The organism is Mumia spirodelae, from assembly GCF_050632745.1.
In the GTDB taxonomy this organism is placed as follows: domain Bacteria; phylum Actinomycetota; class Actinomycetes; order Propionibacteriales; family Nocardioidaceae; genus Mumia.
The window spans coordinates 168,617-192,794 of sequence record NZ_JBODSD010000005.1; the positions used below are offsets into that span (position 1 = coordinate 168,617).

The 24,178-nt window shown below is 71.0% G+C and carries 24 protein-coding genes; 7 read left to right on the forward strand and 17 right to left on the reverse strand.

Translation table 11 applies throughout. The features are described from left to right. Positions 1–3 precede the first annotated feature (3 nt). The 4 genes from ACQSSQ_RS20915 (at position 4) to ACQSSQ_RS20930 (ending at position 3,382) form a co-directional block, all read left to right on the forward strand. Positions 4–480, forward strand: coding sequence for a (2Fe-2S)-binding protein (locus tag ACQSSQ_RS20915; protein WP_431329069.1), 477 nt, complete (start codon positions 4–6; stop codon positions 478–480). A 206-nt stretch (positions 481–686) separates the two neighbouring features. Then, positions 687–1,877 (forward strand): sensor histidine kinase, encoded by a 1,191-nt coding sequence (locus tag ACQSSQ_RS20920; protein ID WP_431329070.1) that lies wholly within the window; start codon positions 687–689, stop codon positions 1,875–1,877. After that, positions 1,874–2,557, forward strand: a complete 684-nt coding sequence (locus ACQSSQ_RS20925; protein WP_431329071.1) for a hypothetical protein — start codon at positions 1,874–1,876, stop codon at positions 2,555–2,557. The genes ACQSSQ_RS20920 and ACQSSQ_RS20925 overlap by 4 nt, the downstream gene beginning before the upstream one ends. 102 nt (positions 2,558–2,659) lie before the next feature. After that, positions 2,660–3,382 carry a cutinase family protein gene (locus ACQSSQ_RS20930; protein ID WP_431329072.1) on the forward strand — a complete coding sequence of 241 codons (723 nt, stop codon included), beginning with the start codon at positions 2,660–2,662 and terminating at the stop codon, positions 3,380–3,382. 22 nt (positions 3,383–3,404) lie between these two features. Here the strand turns inward: ACQSSQ_RS20930 and ACQSSQ_RS20935 are convergent, their stop codons facing one another. Further along, positions 3,405–4,340 carry a DMT family transporter gene (locus ACQSSQ_RS20935; RefSeq protein ID WP_431329073.1) on the reverse strand — a complete coding sequence of 312 codons (936 nt, stop codon included), beginning with the start codon at positions 4,338–4,340 and terminating at the stop codon, positions 3,405–3,407. A 36-nt stretch (positions 4,341–4,376) separates the two neighbouring features. On the opposite strand from ACQSSQ_RS20935, the gene ACQSSQ_RS20940 reads away from it, so the two are divergent. Continuing rightward, a complete protein-coding gene (locus tag ACQSSQ_RS20940; protein ID WP_431329074.1) occupies positions 4,377–4,952 on the forward strand; it encodes a TetR/AcrR family transcriptional regulator in 576 nt (191 codons plus the stop codon). A 9-nt stretch (positions 4,953–4,961) separates the two neighbouring features. Here the strand turns inward: ACQSSQ_RS20940 and ACQSSQ_RS20945 are convergent, their stop codons facing one another. Next, entirely contained in the window at positions 4,962–7,157 is a 2,196-nt protein-coding gene (locus tag ACQSSQ_RS20945; protein WP_431329075.1) for an MBL fold metallo-hydrolase, read from the reverse strand. Between the two features lie 429 nt (positions 7,158–7,586). On the opposite strand from ACQSSQ_RS20945, the gene ACQSSQ_RS20950 reads away from it, so the two are divergent. Further along, complete coding sequence (locus ACQSSQ_RS20950; protein WP_431329076.1) at positions 7,587–8,624, forward strand: mannonate dehydratase; 1,038 nt, start codon at positions 7,587–7,589, stop codon at positions 8,622–8,624. Positions 8,625–8,648: 24 nt separating this feature from the next. Here the strand turns inward: ACQSSQ_RS20950 and ACQSSQ_RS20955 are convergent, their stop codons facing one another. Together ACQSSQ_RS20955 and ACQSSQ_RS20960 are read right to left on the reverse strand one after the other, a co-directional pair. Continuing rightward, a complete protein-coding gene (locus ACQSSQ_RS20955; protein WP_431329077.1) occupies positions 8,649–9,434 on the reverse strand; it encodes a hypothetical protein in 786 nt (261 codons plus the stop codon). After that, on the reverse strand, positions 9,431–10,009 hold the full coding sequence (locus ACQSSQ_RS20960) for a TetR/AcrR family transcriptional regulator (protein ID WP_431329078.1): 579 nt from the start codon (positions 10,007–10,009) through the stop codon (positions 9,431–9,433). The genes ACQSSQ_RS20955 and ACQSSQ_RS20960 overlap by 4 nt, the downstream gene beginning before the upstream one ends. A 55-nt stretch (positions 10,010–10,064) precedes the next feature. Between ACQSSQ_RS20960 and ACQSSQ_RS20965 the strand changes: the two genes are divergently transcribed. Further along, positions 10,065–11,720 (forward strand): FAD-dependent oxidoreductase, encoded by a 1,656-nt coding sequence (locus tag ACQSSQ_RS20965; protein ID WP_431329079.1) that lies wholly within the window; start codon positions 10,065–10,067, stop codon positions 11,718–11,720. A 71-nt stretch (positions 11,721–11,791) separates the two neighbouring features. Here the strand turns inward: ACQSSQ_RS20965 and ACQSSQ_RS20970 are convergent, their stop codons facing one another. The 13 genes from ACQSSQ_RS20970 to ACQSSQ_RS21030 all read right to left on the reverse strand — a co-directional run bounded on the left by ACQSSQ_RS20970 (position 11,792) and on the right by ACQSSQ_RS21030 (position 24,177). Beyond that, entirely contained in the window at positions 11,792–12,589 is a 798-nt protein-coding gene (locus tag ACQSSQ_RS20970; protein ID WP_431329080.1) for an isocitrate lyase/PEP mutase family protein, read from the reverse strand. Positions 12,590–12,665: 76 nt separating this feature from the next. After that, entirely contained in the window at positions 12,666–13,874 is a 1,209-nt protein-coding gene (locus ACQSSQ_RS20975) for a PrsW family intramembrane metalloprotease (protein WP_431329081.1), read from the reverse strand. Beyond that, positions 13,871–14,521 carry a hypothetical protein gene (locus ACQSSQ_RS20980; protein ID WP_431329082.1) on the reverse strand — a complete coding sequence of 217 codons (651 nt, stop codon included), beginning with the start codon at positions 14,519–14,521 and terminating at the stop codon, positions 13,871–13,873. Before ACQSSQ_RS20980 ends, ACQSSQ_RS20975 begins: the two co-directional genes overlap by 4 nt. A 72-nt stretch (positions 14,522–14,593) precedes the next feature. Beyond that, the gene (locus tag ACQSSQ_RS20985) at positions 14,594–15,814 is read right to left on the reverse strand and encodes an acetyl-CoA C-acetyltransferase (RefSeq protein ID WP_431329083.1); all 1,221 of its coding nucleotides are present in this window, start codon (positions 15,812–15,814) and stop codon (positions 14,594–14,596) included. Positions 15,815–15,825: 11 nt separating this feature from the next. Further along, positions 15,826–16,863, reverse strand: a complete 1,038-nt coding sequence (locus ACQSSQ_RS20990) for an LLM class F420-dependent oxidoreductase (RefSeq protein WP_431329084.1) — start codon at positions 16,861–16,863, stop codon at positions 15,826–15,828. Positions 16,864–16,877: 14 nt separating this feature from the next. After that, entirely contained in the window at positions 16,878–18,065 is a 1,188-nt protein-coding gene (locus tag ACQSSQ_RS20995; protein WP_431329085.1) for an ABC transporter substrate-binding protein, read from the reverse strand. A gap of 38 nt (positions 18,066–18,103) precedes the next feature. Continuing rightward, positions 18,104–18,859, reverse strand: coding sequence for an ABC transporter ATP-binding protein (locus ACQSSQ_RS21000; protein WP_431329086.1), 756 nt, complete (start codon positions 18,857–18,859; stop codon positions 18,104–18,106). Positions 18,860–18,861: 2 nt separating this feature from the next. After that, positions 18,862–19,575, reverse strand: a complete 714-nt coding sequence (locus ACQSSQ_RS21005; RefSeq protein ID WP_431329087.1) for an ATP-binding cassette domain-containing protein — start codon at positions 19,573–19,575, stop codon at positions 18,862–18,864. Further along, entirely contained in the window at positions 19,572–20,741 is a 1,170-nt protein-coding gene (locus ACQSSQ_RS21010) for a branched-chain amino acid ABC transporter permease (RefSeq protein ID WP_431329088.1), read from the reverse strand. The genes ACQSSQ_RS21005 and ACQSSQ_RS21010 overlap by 4 nt, the downstream gene beginning before the upstream one ends. 5 nt (positions 20,742–20,746) lie before the next feature. Beyond that, a complete protein-coding gene (locus tag ACQSSQ_RS21015; protein ID WP_431329089.1) occupies positions 20,747–21,622 on the reverse strand; it encodes a branched-chain amino acid ABC transporter permease in 876 nt (291 codons plus the stop codon). A gap of 109 nt (positions 21,623–21,731) precedes the next feature. Continuing rightward, entirely contained in the window at positions 21,732–22,628 is an 897-nt protein-coding gene (locus tag ACQSSQ_RS21020) for an LLM class flavin-dependent oxidoreductase (RefSeq protein WP_431329090.1), read from the reverse strand. After that, positions 22,625–23,359, reverse strand: a complete 735-nt coding sequence (locus ACQSSQ_RS21025; RefSeq protein ID WP_431329091.1) for an SDR family NAD(P)-dependent oxidoreductase — start codon at positions 23,357–23,359, stop codon at positions 22,625–22,627. Before ACQSSQ_RS21025 ends, ACQSSQ_RS21020 begins: the two co-directional genes overlap by 4 nt. Further along, positions 23,356–24,177, reverse strand: coding sequence for an enoyl-CoA hydratase/isomerase family protein (locus tag ACQSSQ_RS21030; protein WP_431329092.1), 822 nt, complete (start codon positions 24,175–24,177; stop codon positions 23,356–23,358). The genes ACQSSQ_RS21025 and ACQSSQ_RS21030 overlap by 4 nt, the downstream gene beginning before the upstream one ends. Position 24,178: the final 1 nt, after the last annotated feature.

Consider the following 24,178-nt stretch of genomic DNA (forward strand, 5'->3'; position numbering starts at 1 on the left):
TTCGTGCCCGAGCACACCTTCAGGCTGAACGGCCGCCAGGTCACCGTCGACGTCGCCGACGACGTACGCCTGCTCTGGGTCCTGCGCGACGTCCTCGGCGTCACCGGGCCGAAGTACGGCTGCGGGATCAACGTCTGCAAGGCCTGCACCAGCCACCTCAACGGCAAGGCGTTCAACCCCTGCGCCGTGCCGGTCGGAGCGCTCGACGCGACCGACGAGGTGACGACGATCGAGGGTCTCCCGGACACCGTCGGCCGTCCCCTGCACCCGATGCAGGAGGCCTGGCTGGACCGGGACGTCGCCCAGTGCGGCTACTGCCAGCCCGGTCAGATCATGGCGGCGGTCGCCCTCGTCCGGCAGGTCACGTCGGAGGGGCGCGCGATCACCGACGACGACCTCGACGGGATCCGCAACATCTGCCGCTGCGGCACCTACCCGCGCATCCGCGACGCGATCCGGTCCGGCGCGGCCGGCATGTGAGACGCAACAAGCCCCGCCACGAGAAGGGCGGGGCTTGCAGGACGGTGCGGCCGGGGAATTCCGCGCCGTCACGACGACTCTAGGACGACCGCCCATCATCGCGTGGCGAAATCGCCGAAATGCTCCCGCGGGACGGCGTACGCTGATCGCGCCCCAGCAGGGGTCGCGTGGTGGTCGGGGGAGGTTGCCGACGTGAGGAGTCATCGGTGACGTCGCCGTCCGTCGCCGCGGCGGGCGTGCCCGAGCGGAGCTCTGCGCGCCGCGCCGAGCGCGGGATCGCGCTGGTGGCAGCGGCGATGCGTGGGGTGGTCCTGCTCCAGATCCTCGTCAGCGCCGCCTCCGGCGCCCGTCTGTCCCACCACCCTCGGGCCTACTCCGTCCTGACCGCGGCGGTCGTCGTGGTGTCGCTCGCGCTCATCGCCCGGTGCCTGGTCTCGGGGTCGGTGCGCACCGGGGTGTGGCACTCCCCCGACCTCGTCCTCGCGTGGCTGGCGATCCCGGCGATGAACCTCCTGCTGCCACCAACCCACCTCGTCGGGACCTGGGAGTCCTGGGCACCCGGCTACGCGATCAACGTCGCGGCGCTGGCCGCGACCTGGCTGCGCCCGGCGGTCGCCGTCGTCCACGGCGTCGCGTTGGGTGGGTGGTACCTGGCCTGGACCTCCGCCGCCGACGTCGCGTCCTGGGAGACGAGCCTCAACAACGCCATCACCATCCCGGGCTACGCGATCGTGGTGGCGCTGCTCGTGCACTACCTGCGGCACCTCGCGGCCGACGCCGACCAGTCGCGCGAGGACGCGGTCGCCGCGACCCGGGCGCTCGAGCTCCAGCGCTACCAGCTCACCGTGCACGACGCGTCGAGCATCCTGCGGCTGCTGTCCGACGAGGAGACCCCGGCCGCGGTCCTGCCGGGACTGCGGCTGCAGGCCGACCGTGAGGCACGCCGGCTGCGCAACTACCTCGGCAGCCAGGTCGAGGAATCGCCCGACCGGTCACGGCGCACGGTGGGCACCATGCTCGCCGCCGCCCTGGAAGGGTTCGACGACCTGCCGCTCGAACTGGCGGTCGAGATCGGCGCCCACGTCGAGCTCGACCGAGAGGTCTGGACCGCGTCGCGCGGGGCCGTGACCACGGTGCTGCACAATGCGCGGCTCCACTCCGAGGCCCACCAGGTCGTCGTGCACGCCGACACCGACGGGTCGACCTGGGAGGTCGTCGTGTCCGACGACGGGGTCGGCTTCGACCAGGACGACGAGGCGTACGGGTTCGGTCTCGATACCCAGGTGCGTGAGGCGATCGAGCAGTGCGGCGCCACGGTGGAGATCCGTTCGTCGCCCGGCCGGGGCACCTCGGTCACGATCGTCGGACTGGTGACGGCCGGGGAGGAGACCCTGTGAACGAGCCGCTCGGTGCCCGCGATGCCTCACCGCTCCCCCGCGTCGTCGTCATCGACGACAGCACCGTGATCCGCGGCGGGTTCGCGACCGTCCACCCCGGGCTCGACGTCGTCGCGACGTACGCCAGCGTCGAGGAGTTCGAGGACGCGCCGGTCGACTGCGACGTCGTCGTCCTCGACCTCCTCCTGCGCGGACCGCACGGGGTCTCGTCCTCGACCAAGCAGGGACGCGCCGCGATCCGCGCGCTGCGCGACCTCGGGCGCCCGGTGTGCCTCTACACCGACGAGCGCCGGGCGATCGTCCTCGCGCTGTGCCTGCGGGCGGGCGCGAGCGGTGTCGTGCACAAGTCCGACCCGCCGCACGTGGCGGTACGCGCCGTCGAGGACATCCGGCTCGGCCAGGTGGCGATCACGCAGTCGCTCGTCGGGCTCACCGAGCTCCTGGACCGGCGCGGCGCCTCGCTCGACCTCAGTCCGCGACAGCGGCAGGTCATCTCGGCTCGCCCGCGTGGCCGCCACTGGGCTGACATCGCGGCGTCGCTGTTCATCAGCGAGGACACCGCTCGTGAGCACTACCGGGCCGCGTGCCTGAAGCTGCGCGACTACCTCCAGCACGCCAGCCCCGGTGACATCGAGCGGGCGGTCGGCACCGCGCCGGGCGACGTCCTCGACGAGGCGTGATCCTGACCCCCCGATTCCGGGGGTTACGCCCGTACGGCGTCCGCCGCGAAGGTGAACGCACCGGCCCGCACCGAGGCGGGCCTTCGGGGAGAGGAAGTCGACATGTTCGGATCGAGGAGCATGCGCCGTGCCGCACTCGGCGCCGTCGCGGCGACGATGGCGGCATCGGGCATCGTGGCGGCCACGGCGCCGGCGGCCAACGCCGTCACCTGCCGCGCGTACACGTTCATCGGCGTCCGCGGGACCGCCGACGGGACCCAGGCGTCGATGGGCACCCGGCTGCCCACCGCGCTCAGCGCGTTCCGGGCGAAGAAGGGCACGGCCAACGTCACGAGCGACTACGTCTCGTACCCGGCGTCGTTCAACTACCTCGCCTCGATGAGCAGCGGGCGCACGGCGCTGAAGTCCAAGATCAACAGCTACGTGTCGGGATGCCCGACCACGAAGATCGCGCTGTTCGGCTACTCCCAGGGCGCCCACATCGTGGGTGACGTCGTCGTGGGGATGTCGTCCACCCAGCGTGCGCGTCTGCAGGGCATCGGCCTCATCGGCGACCCGATGTTCAACCCCGCGCTGCGGGGCAAGGTCAGCAAGAACCCCTCGACCCGCGGAGGCGTGTGGGGGAAGCGCGCGTCGTGGCCGACCGGCGTCTTCGTCTACAACGTCTGCAACACCGGCGACCTGATCTGCGCCAACGACGGCACCAACGCGGTCACGAGCGCCGGCGTCGCGCCGCACCAGCAGTACACGACCGCGACCTACTCGCCGCTCGCCGGCACCTCCGGTGCGTACGCGATCGGCTCCCACGTGGCGACGCGTTCCTGACCGACGGCCGGAGGGCCAGGCATCATCGCGATGCCTGGCTCTCCTGCGCGATCCCGCCGCCGACCACCGTCGCGGCCGCCCCGAGGGCCAGCGCGAGGCCGGCGATCGTCATCACGGTCAGGGGCTCGCCGTACACCGCCGCTCCCCACAGCGTCGTGACTCCGGGGACGAGGAAGAGGAGCGCGTTCGTCGAGGTCACGCCGACGCGTTCGATGAGCACCCAGTAGGCGCCGTACGCTCCGAGAGTCGCCAGGACGACCAGCCAGCCGACGGCGAACCAGAACTGCCCCGTCGCCGGCGGGACGGCGTCGCCGGCGATCAGGGCGAGCACGCTGTAGACGACGGCCGACGCGATGCAGTGCACGGCGAGTGCGCGGCGCGCGGTCGTGCGGACGACGCCGAGCCGGGAGACGAACGTCGCGCCGACGAGGCTGAGCATCCCGAGGAGCGGCACGGCGTACGCCCACAGCGGGGCGTCCGTGCGCGGAGATGCCAGATCGGCCCAGGTGACGACGGCGACGCCGAGGACTCCGAGGACGAGGCCGACCCACTGGCGCGTCGACGTCACGAGGCCGAGCAGCGGCGCGGCGAGGGAGGCCACGACGAGCGGCTGGATCCCGTCGATCAGCGCCGTCGTGCCGGTGCTCACGCCGAGGGCGATCGCCCAGTAGACCGTCAACGTGTAGCCGGTCTGCGAGAGCAGCCCCACGGCGACCTGGCCGAGCACCTCGGCGCGCGACCAGCGGGCGAGTGCGCCGCGACCACCCGCGCGCAGGAACGGCAGCAGGAGCAGCGAGACGACCACGAACCGCCACATGAGGACCGTCAGCACCGACGCGTCGGAGGCGGCCAGCTTGGCGCCGATGAAGCCCGAGGACCAGCACACGACGAAGACGACGGCGAGGCCGACGGTGAGGAGAGTCGCGGACCGAGGTATACCGATCTGTTTATCTCTCATCCGCTCAGGCTATACCGATCGGTGTACTCTTGCCAGGTGGAAGCTTCTGCCATCGGGTGGACCCCCAAGGCCCGCGCCGTCCTCGCCGCGGCGTCCGAGCTCTTCTACGCCGAGGGCATCCACGCCGTCGGCGTCGACGCGATCGCCGAGCGCGCCGGGGTCACCAAGAAGACCCTGTACGACCGGTTCGGGTCCAAGGACCGCCTCGTCGTCGAGTACCTCCTCGACCGCGAGCAGCGGTGGCGCGACGTCCTCCTCCCCCGCCTCGAGGCGGCCGGCCCGGATCCCGGGTCGCGCCTGACCGCGATCTTCGACGCCCTCGCGAGCTGGTCCGACGACCACGGCGGCAAGGGCTGCAGCATGATCAACGCGCACGCCGAGATCAGCGACCCGTCGCACCCGGCGTACGCGGTGATCATCGAGCAGAAGCGCTGGACCCTCGCGCTCTTCGCCGAGCTGGCCCGGGACTCCGGTGCCGCCGACCCGGACGCCGTGGCGGACGACCTGATGATCCTGCACGAGGGGGCGCTGGTCGCGGCGGGCATGGGGGTCGTGCCCTCGGCGTACGAGCGTGCACGCGGAGCCGCCCTGAGGCGGCTCCGCGCCGGGTGACCCCGCGCTTTATCGGACCTCCTCGAAGACCGGGCCGTCCGTCGGGACGACGATGGCCGACGCCTTGGTCAGGTCCACGCGGTACGTGCCACCGGCGCGGACGGTCGCGAGCACCGCCTCAGCCTCGGCGCGCGATGCGAACCGCTGCGTGCGAAGGACCTCGGTGACCTCCGGTCGGATCGACTCCACCGGACCGACACCAGGCAGGAACCCGCCGTAGGAGTCGAGGACGTCGAGCTCGAACTGCACGTACCAGCCCTCCGGGTCGTGCACGTGGCTGTCGAGGTCGATCGTCACCCCGTCGGCGAGGAGCGGGATGCGGGGATTGACGTTCATCGCTTTGTCGTAGCCCTGGATCACCTTCCCCCCGTCGACGAGCCTCACCTGCGCGTCGACCACGCCGTTCTCGCGACCCGGCTTGAAGGGGCCGAAGCTCTCGATCGACTGGTAGCCGGGGATCGTGTCCGAGATGGCGTTGGTGGCGACCTCGTACCGCTTCTCGAGCTGGTTCACGAACTGGTCCTTGACCATCGCGTCGAGCATCGACAGCGGACGCCGCGCGTTCGCCGGATCGTTGTTGTACGCCTTGAGCGCCTGGTAGATCTCGACCAGCGGGAACTGGTTGGCGTGCTGAGGAGCCGCGTAGTCGACGTCGCCGTAGCGCTGCTGCAGCCACGCCAGGTTGTGCGCGAACCCGAGCCGCTGCCAGCCGTTGCGGGCATTCACGATCTTCGGGCTCCAGCCGTACCCGCCCATGTAGCCGAACGTCAGGGCCTCGCCGCTGTCCGGATCGTCGACGGAGAAGACGAACGACGCCGAGCCCGGCGTGTGGCCGGGCGACCACAGCGGGAGCAGCCGGACGTTGCCGAAGTCCATCCACGCGTCGTACTGGAAGAAGCCCGTCCGCTCACGGATCAGCGTCTCGGACGCGGGCAGCGCCGGCGGCAGGTTCCACGTGTTGCCGACCGCGTCCTGCGCCAGCCCCTCGATGTCCTCGCGCGGCGAGTGCAGCCGCACCGACCCTCCGGCGTTCTCGATCATCGTCACGAGCTCGTCGGTGGTGCCGTAGTGGTCGCCGTGGCCGTGCGCCATCAGGATGTCGTCGACGTCGCGCGGGTCGTAGCCCATCGCCTCGATGTTCTTCCAGTACTGGTAGCCGCTGTTCGGCCACCCGGTGTCCATCAGGACCAGGCGGTCGTCGCGCTTCGACCGTGTACCCATGTCGGCGTCGAAGAGGTAGAGCGACACCTCGTTGTCGCCGACGTAGAAGAACGTGCCCGGCACGATCTCGAACGGCTCGGTGCTGCGCGTGTACGGCGCCTGGGTGACGCCGGTCGCGGAGATGTCCACGTACGGCGTGCCCGACACCGGGTCGACGCCCTTGTCCTCCAGCAGCGTGCTGCCGGTCGGCACGTCCCAGACAGGCTTGCCGTCGGAGGTGTCGCTCGGCGTGAAGTAGTAGATCGCGCGGACCTTCGCGGCCTTCGCCTGCCGGTAGCTGCGGTCGAAGACGACGAACGCAGCCTTGCGGTCGGTGTTCGCATGGTCGTAGCTCTCGGTCACCGGGACGCGGGAGAACGTCGAGGGACGCGACTGCGACCAGTCCGCCGTGTTCACCTCGTAGACGTCCACGTCCCGCGCGACCCGGTAGGTCTCCTCGTACCGCTTCGAGACCTTCGGCAGGGCGCGACCCGTGATGTCGGCGGTCACCTTCCGCCCGTCGCCGAGCGTGAGGGTGTTCTTGTCCTTCCCGTAGACCCACCCGGCGGCGACGAGGTCGCCCGGCTCACCGTCGTACGGCGCAAGCTCCGGGCCGTACTTCATCGTGTCGAAGACGGGTGTGCTGCCCTTGGTGAGGACCGTGTGGAACGTCTGCGTCGCGTCGTCGGGGACGACGACCTCGCCCCTCGAGACGCGGTAGTCGACGAGCGTCCCTGGACGCACCGCCGCCTTGATCGACGCAGCCGTCGCGGCCGGCACCGTGTCGGTGACCGCCCACGTCCGGCGGTTGTCGCCGAGCACCGGCACCGCGACCTCGGCACCACCCGGGCGCGTCCGCACCTCGGCCGCGCCGATCACGAAGCCGACCTCGGAGCGCGTGTCGTGCCGGGGCTTCGGCGAGGCGTCCGCTGCTCCCGGCACGGTGGCCGCCGCCGCGAGCATCGCCATGGTCGCGGCCCCACCCACAAGCCGTCGTCGTCTCATGTACTCCCCCTCGTTCGCTTGGATGCTCGGCACGCTAGGTGTGACCCGCGTTACCCGTCCAAGCCCTCTTGCGCATGGCTCGATACCTTTGCAGCATCGAGCCGTCGATACTCTGCGCGCATCAGACGATGCCGAGTCGGGCTTGTACAGGAATTCACCACCGTCTCTAACGTGGGCCCACCGAACAGGCCGAGACGACCTCGCGGACGGGGTCGCCTCGCGGACAAGGGCGTCTTCACCGCGACGGGAAGCCGCGGTCCTGCACGCCCGGAAGGGCATGGGATGGGCAGCAACGTGGATCGCAGAACGTTGATCCGAGGGGGCGCGGCCGCGGCCGGCGCAGGGGCAGTCTCACTGGCGGGCCTCACAGGCTCCCCCGCCGCAGCGCACGGGAGAGGTGGCGGAGGCGAGGCCGGACGCGCGCCGAAGATGGTGCTCGGCACGCAACGTCGGGCGACGACGGCCGAAGCGCTCCGAGAGTTCCGTCGGCACGGCGTCGAGCGGGTCTGCGGCTACCCGGTCGACCCGCCGTACGACCTGGGCACCGGCACACGCGGCTACTGGACCCGCGCCGAGGTCGAGCAGCAGAAGGAGGTCATCGAGAGCCAGGGCATGGAGATGGACATGGTCGCCCTGCCGTTCCTCGGGTCCACCCTCATCGACAACGAGAGCCGGCCCGCGATCATGCTCGGCACCGCCGAGCGGGAACGCGACATCGAGGACGTCCAGAAGATGATCGAGGTCTGCGCGGCCGCGGGCGTCGGGACGATCAAGTACAACATGAGCCTCCTCGGCGTCCTGAGCACGAACGACGTCGCCGGGCGGGGCGGCACCACCCTGCGGCAGTTCCGCGCGGCCGATCTCGACTACTCACTGCCGGACACGATCGCCGGCACGGTCGACCCCGACACCTTCTGGGAGCGCATCGACTACTTCGTCTCCCAGGTCGCTCCGGTCGCCGACCAGTACCGCGTCAAGCTCGCCTGCCACCCGCAGGATCCGGGCACGCCTCCAGGCGGCTACCGCGGCGTCAAGGAGAACGTGCTCAGCGTGCCCGGCGGGAAGGGGCTCTTCACGTTCCTCAAGCTCCACCGCAGCAAGTACCACGGTCTCAACCTGTGCTGCGGCACGCTCGCGGAGATGCTGTGGAACCCGGGCAAGGAGATCTATCCGATCGCGCGGGAGCTGTTCCGGACGAAGCGCGTCTTCAACCTGCACCTGCGCAACATCAAGGGCAGGCGCAACGACTGGATCGAGACCTGGCCCGACGAGGGCGACGTCGACCACGCGGAGATCATCAACATCGCCGCCGACGAGGGCTACGACGGCGCCGTCGACCCGGATCACGTGCCTGAGACGGACGCCGATCCCGGCCGCCGGCAGGCGTACGCGCACGGGTACGGCTACATCCTCGGCATCATCGACGGGGCGGAGCACCGCGCCGCACGACGCCGCGCCGGTCGCTGATCTCGCGTCCCCGGCCCGGGCGGGTCACCCCTCCTCGCAGGACACCCGCCCGGGCCGCGGGTCGCAGTAGACGAGGTCCGCGTCGATGCGCACCGTGTGCTCGCGTCCGGCGCTGCGGTACGTGACGTCGAGCCCGCGCACCCGAGCCTCTCCGGGTCGGGGCTTGCGCAGCTCGACCATGAAGCTGAGGTACCCCTCCCGCTCGTGGCAGCGGTGCGAGATCGTCCGAACCACACGACGCCCCTCGACGACCTCGTGGAGCGGCGCGCTCGCGTCTGCGAGGACGACCACGCTCCCGTCGGGCTGCGGATCGGGCGCGACGAGCCCGAAGTCGGTCACCGTCATCCCGTTCAACGCGCCGACCGGCACGACGTCGAGGATCTCGGCGGTGCCCTCGCCGTCGAGACACAGGTCGCCGCCGTCGCTCGTCACCGTCGCCGGGGCGGCGACCGGCATCGAGCCCCACGCGCCGGGGCCTGCGTCCGGGTCGATCCGCGGGCCGGCGGTCGCCCATGCGTACGCTCCGACCGCCGTCGTGGCCGTCGCTCCCAGGGCGATCCCGCAGATCACGGCCCACAGAGTCGCCTTGCGACCGCGCGGGTGCCGAACCATCGGTGGCGTCCGCTCCCGCGGCGGACCGGAGGTCCGTCGGACGTGCCGCGTGTACGCCACGAGCCCGACCACGAGGACGCCCAGCAGCGGCACGAGCTCGATCGGGCCGATGCTCGTGCCACCCACCACGAGCAGCATCCAGAAGATCGTCAGCATCACCGCGGAGCCGCGCAGGAGCCTGCCGGTCGTGGATCTCATCGGTGGTCCTTCGGACTCGAGGGCAGGGACGGGACAAGGGAGACGGCCGCCGCGACGGCCACCCGCGCCGCGTCCTCGTCCTCCGAGGTCACGACGACGCCGAACACCATCCGGTGAGCGAGGACGAGATCGGCGGTGGTGAGGTCTCGGGAGACGCGGCCGGCCCGGCGAGCGCGGTCGAGCGCCGGCTCGAGGAGGGCGGCCAGGCGCTCTGCTCCGTCGTAGTCGGCGGTCGCGCGGCGGGCGTCGACGAACATCTCGACGAACGCCGCATCGGTGATCGTGAGCTCCAGCAGCCGACCCCACAGCTCCTCGAGGGTCCTGTCCTCCTCGCGCGCCGCGATCTCGCGCAGCTCGGCGAAGTTCTCCTCGAACACGGCGAAGGCCAGCGCGAGCCGGTCGGGGAAGTGTCGGTAGAGGACACCCTGACCGACGCCTGCTTCCCTGGCGATCTTGTAGAGCGGGACGTGGTAGCCCTGCGCCGCGAACACGCGCCGCGCCGCTGCCAGGATCGCTGCCCGGTTCTCCGCGGCCGCGGCAGGTCCACGGTTGATCTGGCGGCGCTGGGGAGGCATGCTGGAATCCTACTCCGGACAACATTGTCCGGTTATCCGGTTCCAGGAGGTCCCGATGCCCACGACGCCGCAGCCCGAGTCCGTGTTCGACCACACGTACGACGTCGTCGTCGTCGGTTCGGGGGCCGCGGGGTTGTCGACCGCGATGGCGGCCGCCGACTCCGGGCTGAGCGTGGTCGTGCTGGAGAGCACGGAGAAGTGGGGCGGCAACACCGCCATGTCCGGCGGCGGGATGTGGCTGCCGAACAACCCGCTGATGAAGCGGGACGGCGTCGGCGACTCCCGCGAGGAGGCGCTCGCGTACCTGGAGGCCACGGTCGGCGAGCCGGGCGCCGCGAGCAACCGTGCCCGCAAGGAGGCGTTCGTGGACGGTGTGGACGACTTCGTCCTCACCGCGGAGAAGTACGGCGTCGAGCTCGTGCGTGCACCCGACTACGCCGACTACTACCCCGAGAGGCCGGGCGGCAAGATCGGCCGTGCCGTGGAGGTGAAGCCGTTCGACGTGAAGCGGATCGGCTCGTGGTGGCAGACCTGCCAGGCCCCCGCGGCCCTGCCGGTGAAGACCGACGACGTGTGGCTGCTCGGCCGTGCCTGGTCGACGCCCGCGGGCTTCCGTCGCGGGGCGGAGCTCGTGTTCCGCGCAGCGGGCGGCGTCCTCCGCGGCAAGAAGCTCGCGGGCATCGGCGCGGCGTTCGCCTCCTCGTTCCTCGACGTCGTCGTGCTGCAGCAGCACACCCCGCTCTGGCTGAGCTCGCCGCTCGAGGACCTGGTCATCGAGGGTGACCGTGTGGTCGGGGTCCGGATCACGCGCGACGGCAAGCAGGTCACGGTCGGCGCGACCCGCGGCGTGATGCTCGCCGGGGGCGGGTTCGACCAGAACAAGGAGATGCGCCGCGCCCTCCAAGGCATCGAGGGCAGCCCGTCCGGCGCCCCGGGCAACCACGGTCGACCGATCGAGATCGCCCACAAGGCCGGCGCTGCGCTCGAGCTGATGGACGACGCGTGGTGGGGTGCCTCGATCGCTCCGCTCGACGGTCACCCCGCTGCCTTCATCGTCGGCGAGCGGTCGTTCCCGTTCTCGATCATCGTCGACCGGCACGGCGACCGGTTCGCGAACGAGTCCGAGTCGTACGTCGATCTCGGCCACCACATGCTCGAGCACGACAAGGACGGGCCGTACTGGTTCGTCGCCGACGCCCGGCACGCGCGACGCTACCTGCGGACGTACGCCATGGACCCGCGCCTGAACAAGCAGATGGCAGACGCCGGGATCATGGTGAAGGCCGACTCGCTCACCGAGCTCGCGGCACGGATCGGCGTCGATCCCGCCCGCCTCGACGCGACCGTGCAGCGCTTCAACGGCTTCGCCAGGGCGGGTGTCGACGGCGACCACGGCCGCGGCAACTCCGCGTACGACCGCTACTACGGCGATCCGCTGGTCCGCCCGAACCCGTGCCTCGGCCCGCTGGAGAAGGGGCCGTTCACCGCGTTCAGGATCGTGATCGGCGACCTCGGCACCAAGGGCGGCGTCGTCACCGACGGTGACGCCCGCGTGCTCCGCGAGGACGGCTCGGTCATCGAGGGCCTGTACGCGGCCGGCAACAACTCCGCCGCCGTGATGGGGCGGACGTACCCGGGTCCCGGATCGACCATCGGGCCTGCCGCGGTGTTCGGATTCCGCGGGGCGCGGCACATGGCGGCGTCACGCTGAGTCGTCGGCGACGGGCGGGGCCACGGGCGACTCGGGAACCGGCGACTCGGCCAGGGTGACGCTCGTCGACCTCAGCCGCGGAACAGCCCGTCGACGTCGGGGAGCTCGTCGAACCGCGTGAATGTCCCGGCGTCTGCGATCTCGGTCGCGGCCCTCAGGAACCCGCCCCACGCCGTACGCGCCAGCGTGCCCCCGACGCTGATCCGCCGGACCCCCAGGTCCGCAGCCTCCGCCACCGTGATGAACGGCGCGTTGATCAACAGGTTCACCGGCTTCGGAGACACCGCGGCCACGATCGGGGCGACGTGCTCGCGTCCGATGCGCGGAGCGTAGAGACAGTCCGCGCCGGCCTCGGCGTACGCCTGCAGCCGTCGGATCGTCTCGTCGAGGTCCGGCCGACCGTGCACGAAGCCCTCGGACCGGCCGGTCAGGACGATGCCCGTGCCGCTGTCGTCGATCGCGCGCCGTGCCGCAGCGATGCGTTCCACGGCGAGATCGAACCCGAACAACGGGTCGGCCGCGTCGCCCGACGCATCCTCGATCGAGAGCCCGGCGACCCCCGTCTCCGCCGCCATCGCGACGTTCGTCGCCACGTCGGCGGGCTCCACCGCGTAGCCGCCCTCAAAGTCCGCGTTGACCGGCACCGTGACGGCGGCGGCCACGAGACGCAGGTGCTCGAGCGCCTGGTCCCGGGTGACCTGCGCGTCCTTGCGACCCAGCGTCCAGGCCAGTCCCGCGCTCGTCGTGGCGAGCGCCGCGAAGCCCATCTGCTCCAGAGCTCGCGCGGTGCCCCCGTCCCACGGGTTCGGCATGACGAAGCACCCCGAGGCGTGCAGCCTGTGGAACTCAGCGACCCGCTCGTCTGGCATCGCGCACCTCCCGCGTACGCCGCTCAGCCTAGCTCCGCAGCGGCGTCGCGGACGGGTCGCTGTCACACCAGGTGCCTCACCCCTGGCGGATCCGCAGCACCTCGCTTCGGGCGAAGTCGACCCGCTGGGTGTTCTCGCCGCCGGCGTGCCCGAGCTCTTCGGCCAGGTCGAAGCCCGCCTCGAGCAGGTGCTTGTTGCGACGCCGCTCGTGGAGCCCGTGGCCCGATCGGCGGAACCGTCGCCGCGCACGGCCGTTGCCGGCCAGCGCGTCGAGCTCCGCCGCGGTGATGATGCCGCTGCTCACCTCGGGCGCCATCAGGTCGCGCATGAAGCGCCGCTCTGGCTTGACCGTCATCGCGAACACCCGGACGACGATCACGATCGCGAGGATCGGCACGCCGAAGAGGAGCGCGATCGTGAGCTGTCCCTGCGCGTCCGTCCCGCTGCCGGCGATCACACCGGTGATCGCGGTGACGGAGTCCCAGACGAAGTGGATCGCCATCGCGACCAGCATCAGCCCGAGGCCGCGCCCCACCCGTCGCGGCTCGGACGGACGACCGAGCAGGTAGACGAGCCCGGCGCAGAAGACCGCGCTGTACAGCGTGTGCGAGGCGAAGCCTGCCGCCATCCGCATCAGGAACGTGCCGGAGGCGGCTCCGACCGGGTCCGCGCCGAAGTGCGACGGCGCCGAGTTGATGACGTACGAGACGTTCTCGAGGATCTGGAAGCCCAGGCCGATGAACGCACCGATGATGAACCCGTCGAACGCGGTCCGGACGACGCGTGGTGCGAGCGTGATGACGAGGACGAGCCCGAGCCCCTTGCTGATCTCCTCGGTGAAGGGCGCTGCGAGCGAGGCGCCCCAGTCGATCGCGAAGTCCTGGCCGAACAGCTTGCCGTACAGGCTGAGCAGCGCGTCGTTGGCCGGAGCCGCCATCACCCAGGTCGCCGCGAAGGCGCCCCAGAGGAACGCGACCACGTACAGGCGTGCCGGGATCGCCGAGTAGCGGTCGATGTGCTGGGTGAACCACCAAAAGAGCAGCGCGTACAACCCGAAGACGACGAGCCCGAGGGTCAGGACCGGCCCGAAGATGCTGACGATCGTGGACCAGCCCCGCAGCTGGAGGAAGACACCCCAGGCGACCAGTCCCGCCCACACCCAGAACGCGAGGTTACGCGGCTGGAAGACCCTGACGTCGGCAGACCAGCCGGACTCGGCGATCGCACGCCGACGCGCCTCGAGAAGGTCCGCGTCCGACACGGTGACGGTGGACTCGGTGCTCATCGCCCCTCCTCGCTCTCGAACGTGATGCTGCGGATCAGCGAGGCGACCGCCTGGGCGTCGCCGGTCGGCGCCGCCTTCGCCGCGACGACCTCGACCTCCAGACCGACCCCGTCCACGACGAACGCCGTGATCGCCCCGTCGGTGCTGGCGCTCACGTAGCGCGCCATCACGCCGGTGACACCGGAGTCGGTACGGACCGACGCCCGGCCGCCGGTCACCTTCGGACCCGACTTGTTGAGGGCGTCGGTGGTCTTCTCCAGCTGGTCCAGCAGCTCCTGCGGCGTCCCGTCGAACGGACCGGTGGTCAGGCGGACGGTGACCCTGCCGTTCGACACCGTCGCGGTCGTCGGTGTGCTCGAGTTCACCGGCTCCTCCCCTCGCCGGACGCCGTCCTCGATCTCCCAGCCGACCGGCGGCGCGAACGTGACGCCGTCGCGGAGGACCATCACGTCGCCGGCCTCCACCGGATCGTCGTACGGGACCGCGTCGTCGATCGCGGGGAGCGCGAGGTTGAAGAACAGGGCGACGGCGAGGACGACGAGGGCGGGTGCGATCGTACGCCGGTCGAAGCCGAACCAGCGGCGTTCGACCGGGACCCAGCCGGGTAGGGAGGACGGCGCCGGCACCGCCGGCTCGGGGACGGTCATGGGACTCCTTGTCGGCGAGCGAGCGGGCGCGTCCAACCTAACGGCGAACGGACCCGGCCGCACGCGGTCGGATCAGCCGCCCGCGACCACTCGCTCCCACACCGCGGCCAGTCCCTGCCCACCCCCGATGCACATCGTGGTCAGCCCGTAGCGCTGCTCCCGACGGTCGAGCTCACGCGCCATCGTCCCGAGCATCCTCGCGCCCGTCGCCCCGACGGGGTGCCCCAACGAGATCCCTGACCCGTGGACGTTGGTACGCGCCAGGTCCTCGGCGGTGAAGCGCCACTCGCGCAGGACGGCGAGAGCCTGCGCAGCGAAGGCCTCGTTGAGCTCGATGACGTCGATGTCGGCGAGCCGCAGTCCGGCCCGGTCCAGCGCATCGGCCGTCGCCGGGACCGGACCGATTCCCATCCTGCTCGGCTCAACGCCGGCCACCGCCGACGAGACGAGCCGCACCCACGGCTTCAGGCCGAGCTCGTCGGCGCGGTCGCGCGTGGTGACGAGCGCGAGCGCGGCGGCGTCGTTCTGTCCGCTGGCGTTGCCCGCGGTGACCGTGGCGTCGGGGTCCGACTCGCGCATGATGGGCTGGAGCGCGGCCAGCCTCTCGAGGCTGGCGTCGGACCGGGGATGCTCGTCCCGGTCGACGACGGTGTCGGCGCCACGACGGGGGACCGTCGTCGGCACGATCTCCTCGGCGAAGATCCCGCTCGCCTGGGCGGCGACCGCGCGGCGGTGCGACTCGAGCGCGAGTGCGTCCTGCTCCTCACGGGAGACGGCGTACTCGCGGCGCAGGTTCTCCGCGGTCTCGATCATGCCGCCGGCCACCGGATGCCTCCGTCCACCGGCAGTGACCCGGCCGCGGGCGAGCGCGTCGTGGACGCGCACGCCGGAACGCGCGCCGCCCCACCGCATGTCAGTGGAGAAGAAGGCGACGTTGCTCATCGACTCCGCGCCACCAGCCACGACGACGTCGCTCACCCCGGCACCAACCTGCAGGACTGCCGTCAGGATGGCCTGCAGCCCGGAGCCGCAGCGACGGTCGATCTGCTGGCCACCGACCGACACCGGCAGCCCGGCATCGAGCGCGACGACCCTGCCGATCGCCGGCGCGTCCGCCGTCGGGTAGCAGTGCCCGAGGATCACGTCGTCGACCAGCGCGGGCTCGATGCCGCTGCGGGCAAGCAGCCCCTGCATCGCGCTCACACCGAGGTCGACCGCGCTCATCGAGCGGAACGCTCCCCCGTAGGCGCCGACCGCCGTCCGGACCGGCTCACAGACGACGACGTCGCGCATCCTCCCGGGACTCACAGCGCGTGCACGATCTCGGCGAAGCGACGGAGGTCGTTCATCGGATCGGCGCCGACCGGCGTCACTTGGACCACCGTCACACCGTCGTCCTGGTAGGCCTGCAGCCTGTCGCGAAGGTACGCCTCATCGCCGATCAGCGACGTGCCTTCGAGCAGCGGCGCGGGGAGCGCTGCCGTCGCCTCGGCGACGTGACCCTCGAGGTAGAGGTCCTGCACCTTCTCTGCCTCCGCCTCCCACCCGTATCCCCGGACGACGCGATTGTAGAAGTTGGCCTCGCGCGTGCCCATCGCCCCGACGTAGAACGTCAGGTGCGCTCGGTCGAGCTCACGGAGGTGCTCGACGTCGGCACCGACGGCCATCGGCCCGCCGGACACGACCTGGAACGGCGACAGGCCCTCGTCCCGCTTCGCGAGTCCTGCCGCGACCGCCGGACCCCACACGCGGTCGGCCTTCTCGGGGATGTGGAGGAACGGGATCCAGCCCTCGGCGACCTCCGCGGCCAGCTCGACGTTCTTCGGGCCCAGCGCGGCGACAAGCACCGGGATCTGTGGACGCAGCGGACGGTGCAGCAGCTTCAACGGCTTGCCCGCGCCGGTCCCCTGCTCCTTCGGCAGCGGCACCGTGTAGCGCCGGCCGGCGTGGTCGAGGTGCTCGCGCCGCCACACGGTGCGCACGATCTCGATGATCTCGCGCGTGCGCCCGAGCGGGGCGTCGTACGCGAGCCCGTGCCAGCCCTCGACCACCTGAGGCCCGCTGGCCCCGATCCCGAGCGTGAACCGCCCGTCGGAGACCTGGTCGAGCCCGGCAGCGGTCATGGCGAGCAGCGCCGGCGTGCGGGAGTAGATCGACACGATCCCCGACATCAGCTCGACCCGCTCGGTGACGCCGGCGAGCAGCCCGAGAATGCTGACAGCGTCGAAGCCGTACGACTCGGGGACCGAGATCACGTCGACACCTGCCCGCTCGTACTCGGCGGCGAGCGTCCGGATCGAGCCGATGTCCGTCCTCGGGTCGATCCCGACGGCGAGCTTCATGCTGGGCACCTCCCTCAGTCCGACTCGAACGACTCGACGTGGTCGACGCTCTGCCCCGACACGCGGTAGAGGTGCCACTGCGCGTACGGGTAGTGGTCGTCCCCGTCATAGCCGAACGCGTCAGCCAGGCCCGGAAGCTCGACCGTCGTCTTCTCCAGCTGTTCCTTCAGCTGCTCGCCGCTGCAGGGATAGCCGCACTCCTCGAGCGCTGCGCCGAAGAGCCGGGCGGTCATGTACGCGGGGACCGTGTAGGCACCGTTGAGCTCGAGCACGTTGTCCGACGGCATCGTCCCGTCGACCGCCGCGAGGAACTCTGTGGCGGCACCCTCCGCGGAGGCTGGGTCCACGACCTCGTTCACCGTCAGGGCGTAGACGTCCTTGTCGGTGGACTCGGCGAGCGAGGGCAGGTTGCCGGTCCCGTCGACCCAGATGAACGGAGCGCCGATCCCGGCGCTGCGCACACCCTTCAGCACGCTGAGGAACCCGGGGCCCGTGTTGCTCATCATGACGACGTCCGGCTTGGCCGCGACGATCTTGGCGACCTGCGCCGAGGAGTCGCTCGCGGCGATGTCGATCTCCTGGCGGGTGACGATCTCGACCCCTGCGTCGGCGGCCTTCTCCTCGACCTGGTCGCCGAAGCCGACGGACGTGAGCGTGTTGATGTTGACCAGCGCGGCACGGGGCGCGTCGACGCCTGCGACCTTCGCGGCCGCGGCCAGGATGGCACTGCCGGCCTTCGTGTTGTCCGCGCCCAGGCTGAAGGCGTAGTCGTTCTTCTCGGCGAGCGACATGCACGCCAGCGGCACCTTGTAGCGCTCCGCCACCGGTGTGCCCGCCGAGCAGTTGGCGCTGAGGACGAAGCCGAAGATCGCGTTGACCTCTTCCGCGGTCGCCAGCTGGGTGGTGTTGGTGGCGGTGCGGGAGGCGTCAGCAGCGTTGTCGAGCGTGACGAGCTCGATCTTGTGCCCGTCGATCCCGCCGTCGGCGTTGACCTCGTCGATGTAGGCCTGGATGCCGACCTGCATGCCCTCGCCGTAGTAGGCGGTGACGCCGGAGAGCTCGGCGTTGATGCCCCACTTGTACGTCCCGTCGCCGTCGGACGAACCGCTCGCTCCGTCGTCTCCGCTGCACGCGGAGGCCACGAGGGCGAGGACTCCTGTCGCGACGACTGACACGATCCCGCGCGTACGCGTGGACTTCATGGTGGACCTCCGTGCTAGGGGGAGCTGTTGCTGACCGTTCACTCTGCTGACTGCCCGAGGTAGGACCGCTTCACCTCGGCGCTCGCCATCACCTCGCCGGGATCCCCGACGCGCAGGACCTCGCCGAAGTTCATCGCCATCAGCCGGTCGCAGTTGCTGACGACGAAGCCGGGGTCGTGGTCGATGAGGACGATCGTCCGGCCGAGCCTTCGCATCTCGGAGAGCGCGTCGGCGATCGCGCCGCGTTCGCTGGCGCTGACGCCTGAGGTCGGCTCGTCGAGCAGGACGAGCTCGCCACCGACCGCGAGCGCGCGCGCCATGTCGGCGAGCTTCTGCACAGCGCTCGACAGCTCGCCCAGCGGTCGATGCGCGTACGCGCCGAGGTCGAGTAGCTCGAGGGCCTCCATCGCGCGGGTCCGGCTCGTCTGCGCGAACCGCGTACGCCGGTGGTCGGAGAACCTCAACGCTCCCCACACCGAGTTCTTGAGCTGTCCCAGGGACACGAGGTCGAGCACGCTCAGATGGGTGAAGTACTGGGTCGACTGCAGGCTCCGCCCGATGCCGTGGCCGCGGACCTTGTGAGGCGAGATGCCGGTGAGCGTCTCGCCCTTGAAGACGACGTCCCCGCGGACGGTGGGGACGACCCCGCTGACGACGTTGAGGATCGTCGTCTTGCCCGCACCGTTCGGACCGACGATGCCGAACGTGTGGCCTTGCGCCACCTCGAAGCTGATGTCGCGCAGGATCGAGACTCCTCCGAGCTCGACGTCCACGCTCTGGAGTGCCAGCAGCACGGTCACACCTTCTCTCGACCCAGGTAGGTGTCGAGGACTCCCTCGACATCGAGCTCGTCGATGGCGCCTTCGGCGACCACGACGCCGTCGTCCATCACCTGCACGCGGTCGGCCACCGCGAGGGACTCCGCGACCGACTGGTCCGCGGCGAGGATGGCGAGGCCCTGCTCGTCGGCGAGCCGCCGCAGGTACTGCATGAGCTCGCGGACGACGCCCGGCGCCAGCCCGAGCGACAGCTCGTCGACCAGCAGCACCTTCGGCGTCCGCAGCAGCGCGAGCGCCGTGGCGAGCATCTGGCGCTCACCACCGCTCAACAGGCCGGCGCGGACGGCGAGGCGGTCCTGCAGCCGGGGGAAGTACTCCAGGACCTGGTGCTTGAGCGCCTTGCTCGGCGCGACGAGACGCAGCTGCTCGTCGACCGTCATCCCCGTGAACACCTTGTTGCGTTCCGCGATCAGCTCCAGCCCGGCGCGCGAGAGCGCCAGCGGGTGGGGCCGGCGTACGGGCTTGCCGAGCAGCTCGACCCGGCCGGCGGACCGTCCGGTCTCCCCCGCAAGGAAGCCGACGATCCCGCGCAGCGTGGAGGTCTTCCCGGCGCCGTTGCGGCCGAGCATCATCGTGAGCGTCCCCGGCTCGAGGTCGACCGCGTAGTCGCTCACCGCGGGAACGCCGCGGTACGAGACGGACAGGTCGCGGACGGACAGGATCGCGCTCATCGCGCCGCCTCCTTCGACGTCGAGCTCGAACGGCGCAGGAGCGAGCGGATCCCCGACTCGATCTTGCGCAGGATGCCCTCGAGGCCGTCGGGCTCGAAGAGGATCACCAGCAGGAACAGCAGCGAGAAGAGGCCGGCGTTCACGGTGTTGACGTTGCTGAGGTACCAGTCGAAGCTGATCCCGGCGTTCTGCATCCAGACCGACACCTGGTTCTGCAGGACGTACGGAAGCACGGAGATGACGACCGCCCCGAGGATCGCACCGAGTCGCGAACCGACACCGCCGATGAAGATCATCGTGACCAAGGTGATGGTGAGCGTCAGCGTGTACGACTCGTAGTCGGCGCGACCGACCCAGTAGGCGAACAGGCAGCCGGCGATCGCGGTGACCGCGCCGCTGGCCGCGAACGCGTACAGCTTCCAGCGGACCACGTCCACCCCGCTCATCGCGGCCGCGACCTCACTCTCCTTCAGCGCGCGCCACGCGAGACCGACACCTGTGCGCTCGACGAGAGCGGTGGCCGCGTAGATGACGAGGAGGATGACGATCAGCGTCCAGTAGAGGTTCGTCCCGTAGGACAGGTCCCACGAGCCGATCTGCAGCGGCGGCAGGACCAGGCCCGCCGGGTGGTACTCCGCCTGGTACTGGCGGGTCAGCGAGGTCACGATGAACTGCAGCGCCAGGCTCGAGAGGAGCAGGTAGAGCCCCTTGAAGCGCAGCCCCGGCAGCCCGGAGACGATCCCGACCAGCCAGCCGACGAAGGCGCATCCCAGCAGCACCACGGGGAAGCTCTCCACCCCCCAGCCGACCAGGATGCCGGCGGTGAAAGCGCCGATCGCCATGAACGCGCCACCGCTGAGCGCGATCTGGCCAGCGCCGCCGACGAGGATCGACTGGCCGATCGAGGCGATGGCGAAGATCGCGCACGACTGCGCGATCAGGTTGATGTACGGCCCTGCGTCGGCGGCCCACAGGGCTGCCGCGACGAGCATCAGGGTGAGGACGAGACGGGTGGGTGCGCCGGGGCGGGCGAGTGCCTCGCGGAGCCGGCCAGGGAGGCCGTCTCCCGAACCGCCCCCTCGGCGCGAGGGTCCGGACCCGTCGGACGACGGCACAGACTCGGCGGTGGTCGCGGTGGTGGCCTCGGGGACCTGCGCGGACGACATCTCCATCACAACCTCACGACCTCGGCCTTGCCGAACAGGCCGGTCGGACGAACCATCAGGAACGCGAGCATCACGGAGAAGGCGACGAGGTCCACCCAGTCCGTCCCGAGCGTGGCCGCGACCGTGTTCTGCAGGGCGCCCAGGACCAGCCCGCCGAAGAGCGCTCCGGGCACGGAGTCGAGACCGCCGAGGATGATCGCAGGGAAGGCGAAGAACCCGATGTTGGCGACTCCCACCGGGTCGACCGACGCGCGCAGCGCGAACGCGATGCCCGCGAACGCCGCGGTCAGCCCGGCCAGCCCCCAGGCGATCGTCGCGATACGTGCGGCGCTCACACCCAGGTGGACGGAGAGCGCCGGGTTGTCGGCCACGGCGTTCATCTGGAGGCCGAGCTGAGTCTTGGCGAGGACCAGCAGGATCGCTCCGACGACGAGCACGGTGATGGCGATCGAGACGAGGTCGGCCACGGTGATGGTGGCGCCGGCGACCTGGAAGGAGCGGTCGCCGACGACGTCGGGGAGGGCGAGCGGGCTGGTGCCGTAGCGCACCGCCACCACGGCCTGCAGGACTCCTGCCAGGCCGATCGTGGCGACCGAGGTGGCGAAGGGCTCTCGGGCGGCCACCTTCGCGAAGACCACGACGTAGACGACGGCGCTGAACAGGGCCACCAGCGTCGCCGTGATCACGGCGGCCGGCAGGAACGCCAGCTCCTCGTTCTTCACGAGGTCGTAGAAGAGGAAGGCGCCGAGGAGCATGAAGCCTCCCTGGCAGAAGCTCAGGACCTTCGAGGCTCGGAACAGGAGGACGAATCCCACCCCCACCAGTCCATAGAGCGCGCCGGTGACTATCGAGCCCCAGACGGCTTGTGCGAACACGCCCACGTTGCGAATCTCCCTACCTCGGTCGGACGGGGTACGACGATGACGCGGAAAACGACTTCGACGTCGGCGTCAGTTTATGGAGCAGGTCACATCCCGTCAACGACGTGTCTCAACCGATCGATCGACGGGGCGAGACCGACGACCGCTCGTCCGCGGCGACCTCGCCCAAGAACCGCCAGGTGCGCTCGTCGTCCCCTCCCCGCGCGACGACGTGGGCCGCGAGCTCGGTCACGCCGGACTCGGAGAGACGACGGAGCTGCCCAGCGATCGCCTCCTCGTCCCCCACCAGCGACATGGCCGCGATCCCGTCGGCGCCCTCACGCGCGAGCACGCGCTGGTACGACGGCAGCGCGTCGTTGGCGCCGAGCTTGCGGTGGATCGCGGCGCGGGCGGCCTCGACGTCGTCAGTCACGCACAGCGGGAGCGCGGTCACGATGCGGAACGGCTCCCTTCGCCCCGAGGCGGCCGGGACGATGACCTGCTCGACGGTGCGCAGGCCGGACGCCCACGTGACGACCCCGTCGGCCCGCTCGGCGGCGAATGCAGCCATCACCGGGTTGACCGCACCGAGCACCACCTGCGGGGCTGGCGCCCTCGGCGACAGCCTGTCGGGGTGCTCGCCCTCGAGCAGCCTGCGCAGCTCGGTGAGGTAGGAGCGCATCGTGGCCATCGGCGAGCCCCACTCCGTCGCGAACAGCCGCTCCGCCAGGTCCTTGTGCGACGTCCCGAGCCCGATGGTCAGCCGTCCGCCGGAGATCTCCTGGACCGTGAGCGCCTGCTGGGCGAGTGCGTAGGGCGTGCGCAACGGGATCGGGACGACCGCCGTGGCGAGCTCGACATCGGGCACCCGGTTCGCGGCGACCGCGAGCGCGGTGAGCGTGTCGACGCCGTTGAGCATCGGCGCCCAGTAGCCCGCGAGGCCGGTTCGGCCGACGCGCGCGACTTCGTCGACGACGCGCTCGACGGTGCCGTGGTTGGTGGTCGAGGAGTGGAGGGAGATCTTCACAGGTGAGTCCTCATCAGCTGGCCGCCGTCGACGAGGATCTCGGCGCCGGCGAGGTACGAAGCCTGCTCGGAGAGCAGGAAGGAGACGACAGACGCGATCTCGTCTGCGCGGCCGGGCCGCCCCAGCGGGACCCAGGAGGAGATGCGCGGGATGCTCGACTCGGGCAGCATCGGCGTCGCGACCGCGCCCGGCAGCACGGTGTTGACGCGGATCCCGAGCTCGGCCAGCTCCAGCGCCGCGCTCTGCGCCAAGCCGCGGGCTGCCCACTTCGAGGCGGCGTAGCCGGCGTGGCCGACGAACGGACGCATCGCCGTGTTGCTCGTCGTGACGACCACCGCCGGCGCCGTCCCGTCCCGGAGCAGCGGGACGCAGGCCTGCAGCCCGAGCAGCAGCCCCATCGCGTTGACCCGCCAGGCCCGCTCGAACTGCGCCGGGTCCTCCTCGAGCAGCGGAGCACGGTGCAGGATCCCGGCGTTGCTGACGAGGCCGTCGAGCCGCCCGAACCGCTCCCGCGCCGCGCCGACGACGTCGCGCCACCCGTCGGCCGATGCGACGTCGAGGGTTCGCGCCACGACACGGTCGGCGTCCAGCGGCGCGACCGCCGTGGCCAGGTCGTCCCCCAGCACGTCGCAGGCGACCACGGCGTACCCGTCATCGAGGAGGCGGTGCACGACCGCAAGCCCCTGACCGCGCGCGGCACCGGTCACCAGCGCCGTACGCCGGCCGCTCACCGCGCGGCCCTCTTCCCCGCTCGGCCCCGGCCCGCCAGCGCCTGGACGAGAGCGCGGTGCTCGGGCGTGCCCGTGAGGCGCACGTGCTCGACGGCATCCCGGTCGCAGGCGTCGGCGAACGAGAGGGACGGGCTGAGCGCGGAGGTCTCGAGCATCACCGCCGCCGCCGGTTCGGAGACCCGCGCGAACCTGCGAGCGGCCCGAAGCGTCTGCTCCTCCAGGTCGTCATCGGGATGGACCCCGTTGACCAGCCCCCGCTCCTGGGCGAGGTCGGCGGCGACCGCCTCCGAGGAGAAGAGCAGCTCGCGGGCGACCGAGCGCCCGACGAGGTCGTGGAGCAGCCAGCTGCAGCCGAAGTCGCCTGCCAGCCCCACGCGTCCGAAGCCGCTCATCAGCACTGCGGAGCGCGCGGCGTACCGGACGTCGCACGCCAGGGCGAGCGCAAGGCCCGCGCCGACCGCCGGCCCCGTGATCATCGCCACCGTGGGCTTGCCGAGATCACGCAGCCGCACCACCGTGCGGCGCTGGAGATCGGCCTGGACCGCGGCACGACCGACAGGGTCCTCCGCCGCGCCGAAGATGCTCCGTCCGGCCGCCATCATCGCGACGTCCCCACCGGCACAGAAGGCGCCGCCGGCTCCGCTCAGCACGAGTGCCCGGACTTCTCGCCGCTCAGCGGCGGCCTCCAGGACGGAGGCCAGGCCCTCGAGCATCGCGAGCGAGAGCGCGTTGCGCACCTCCGGTCGGTTCAGCACGACGACGAGGAGGCCGTCGTCCACGCTCGCCGTCACCTCCTCCGTGCCGGTGACGACCTGCATG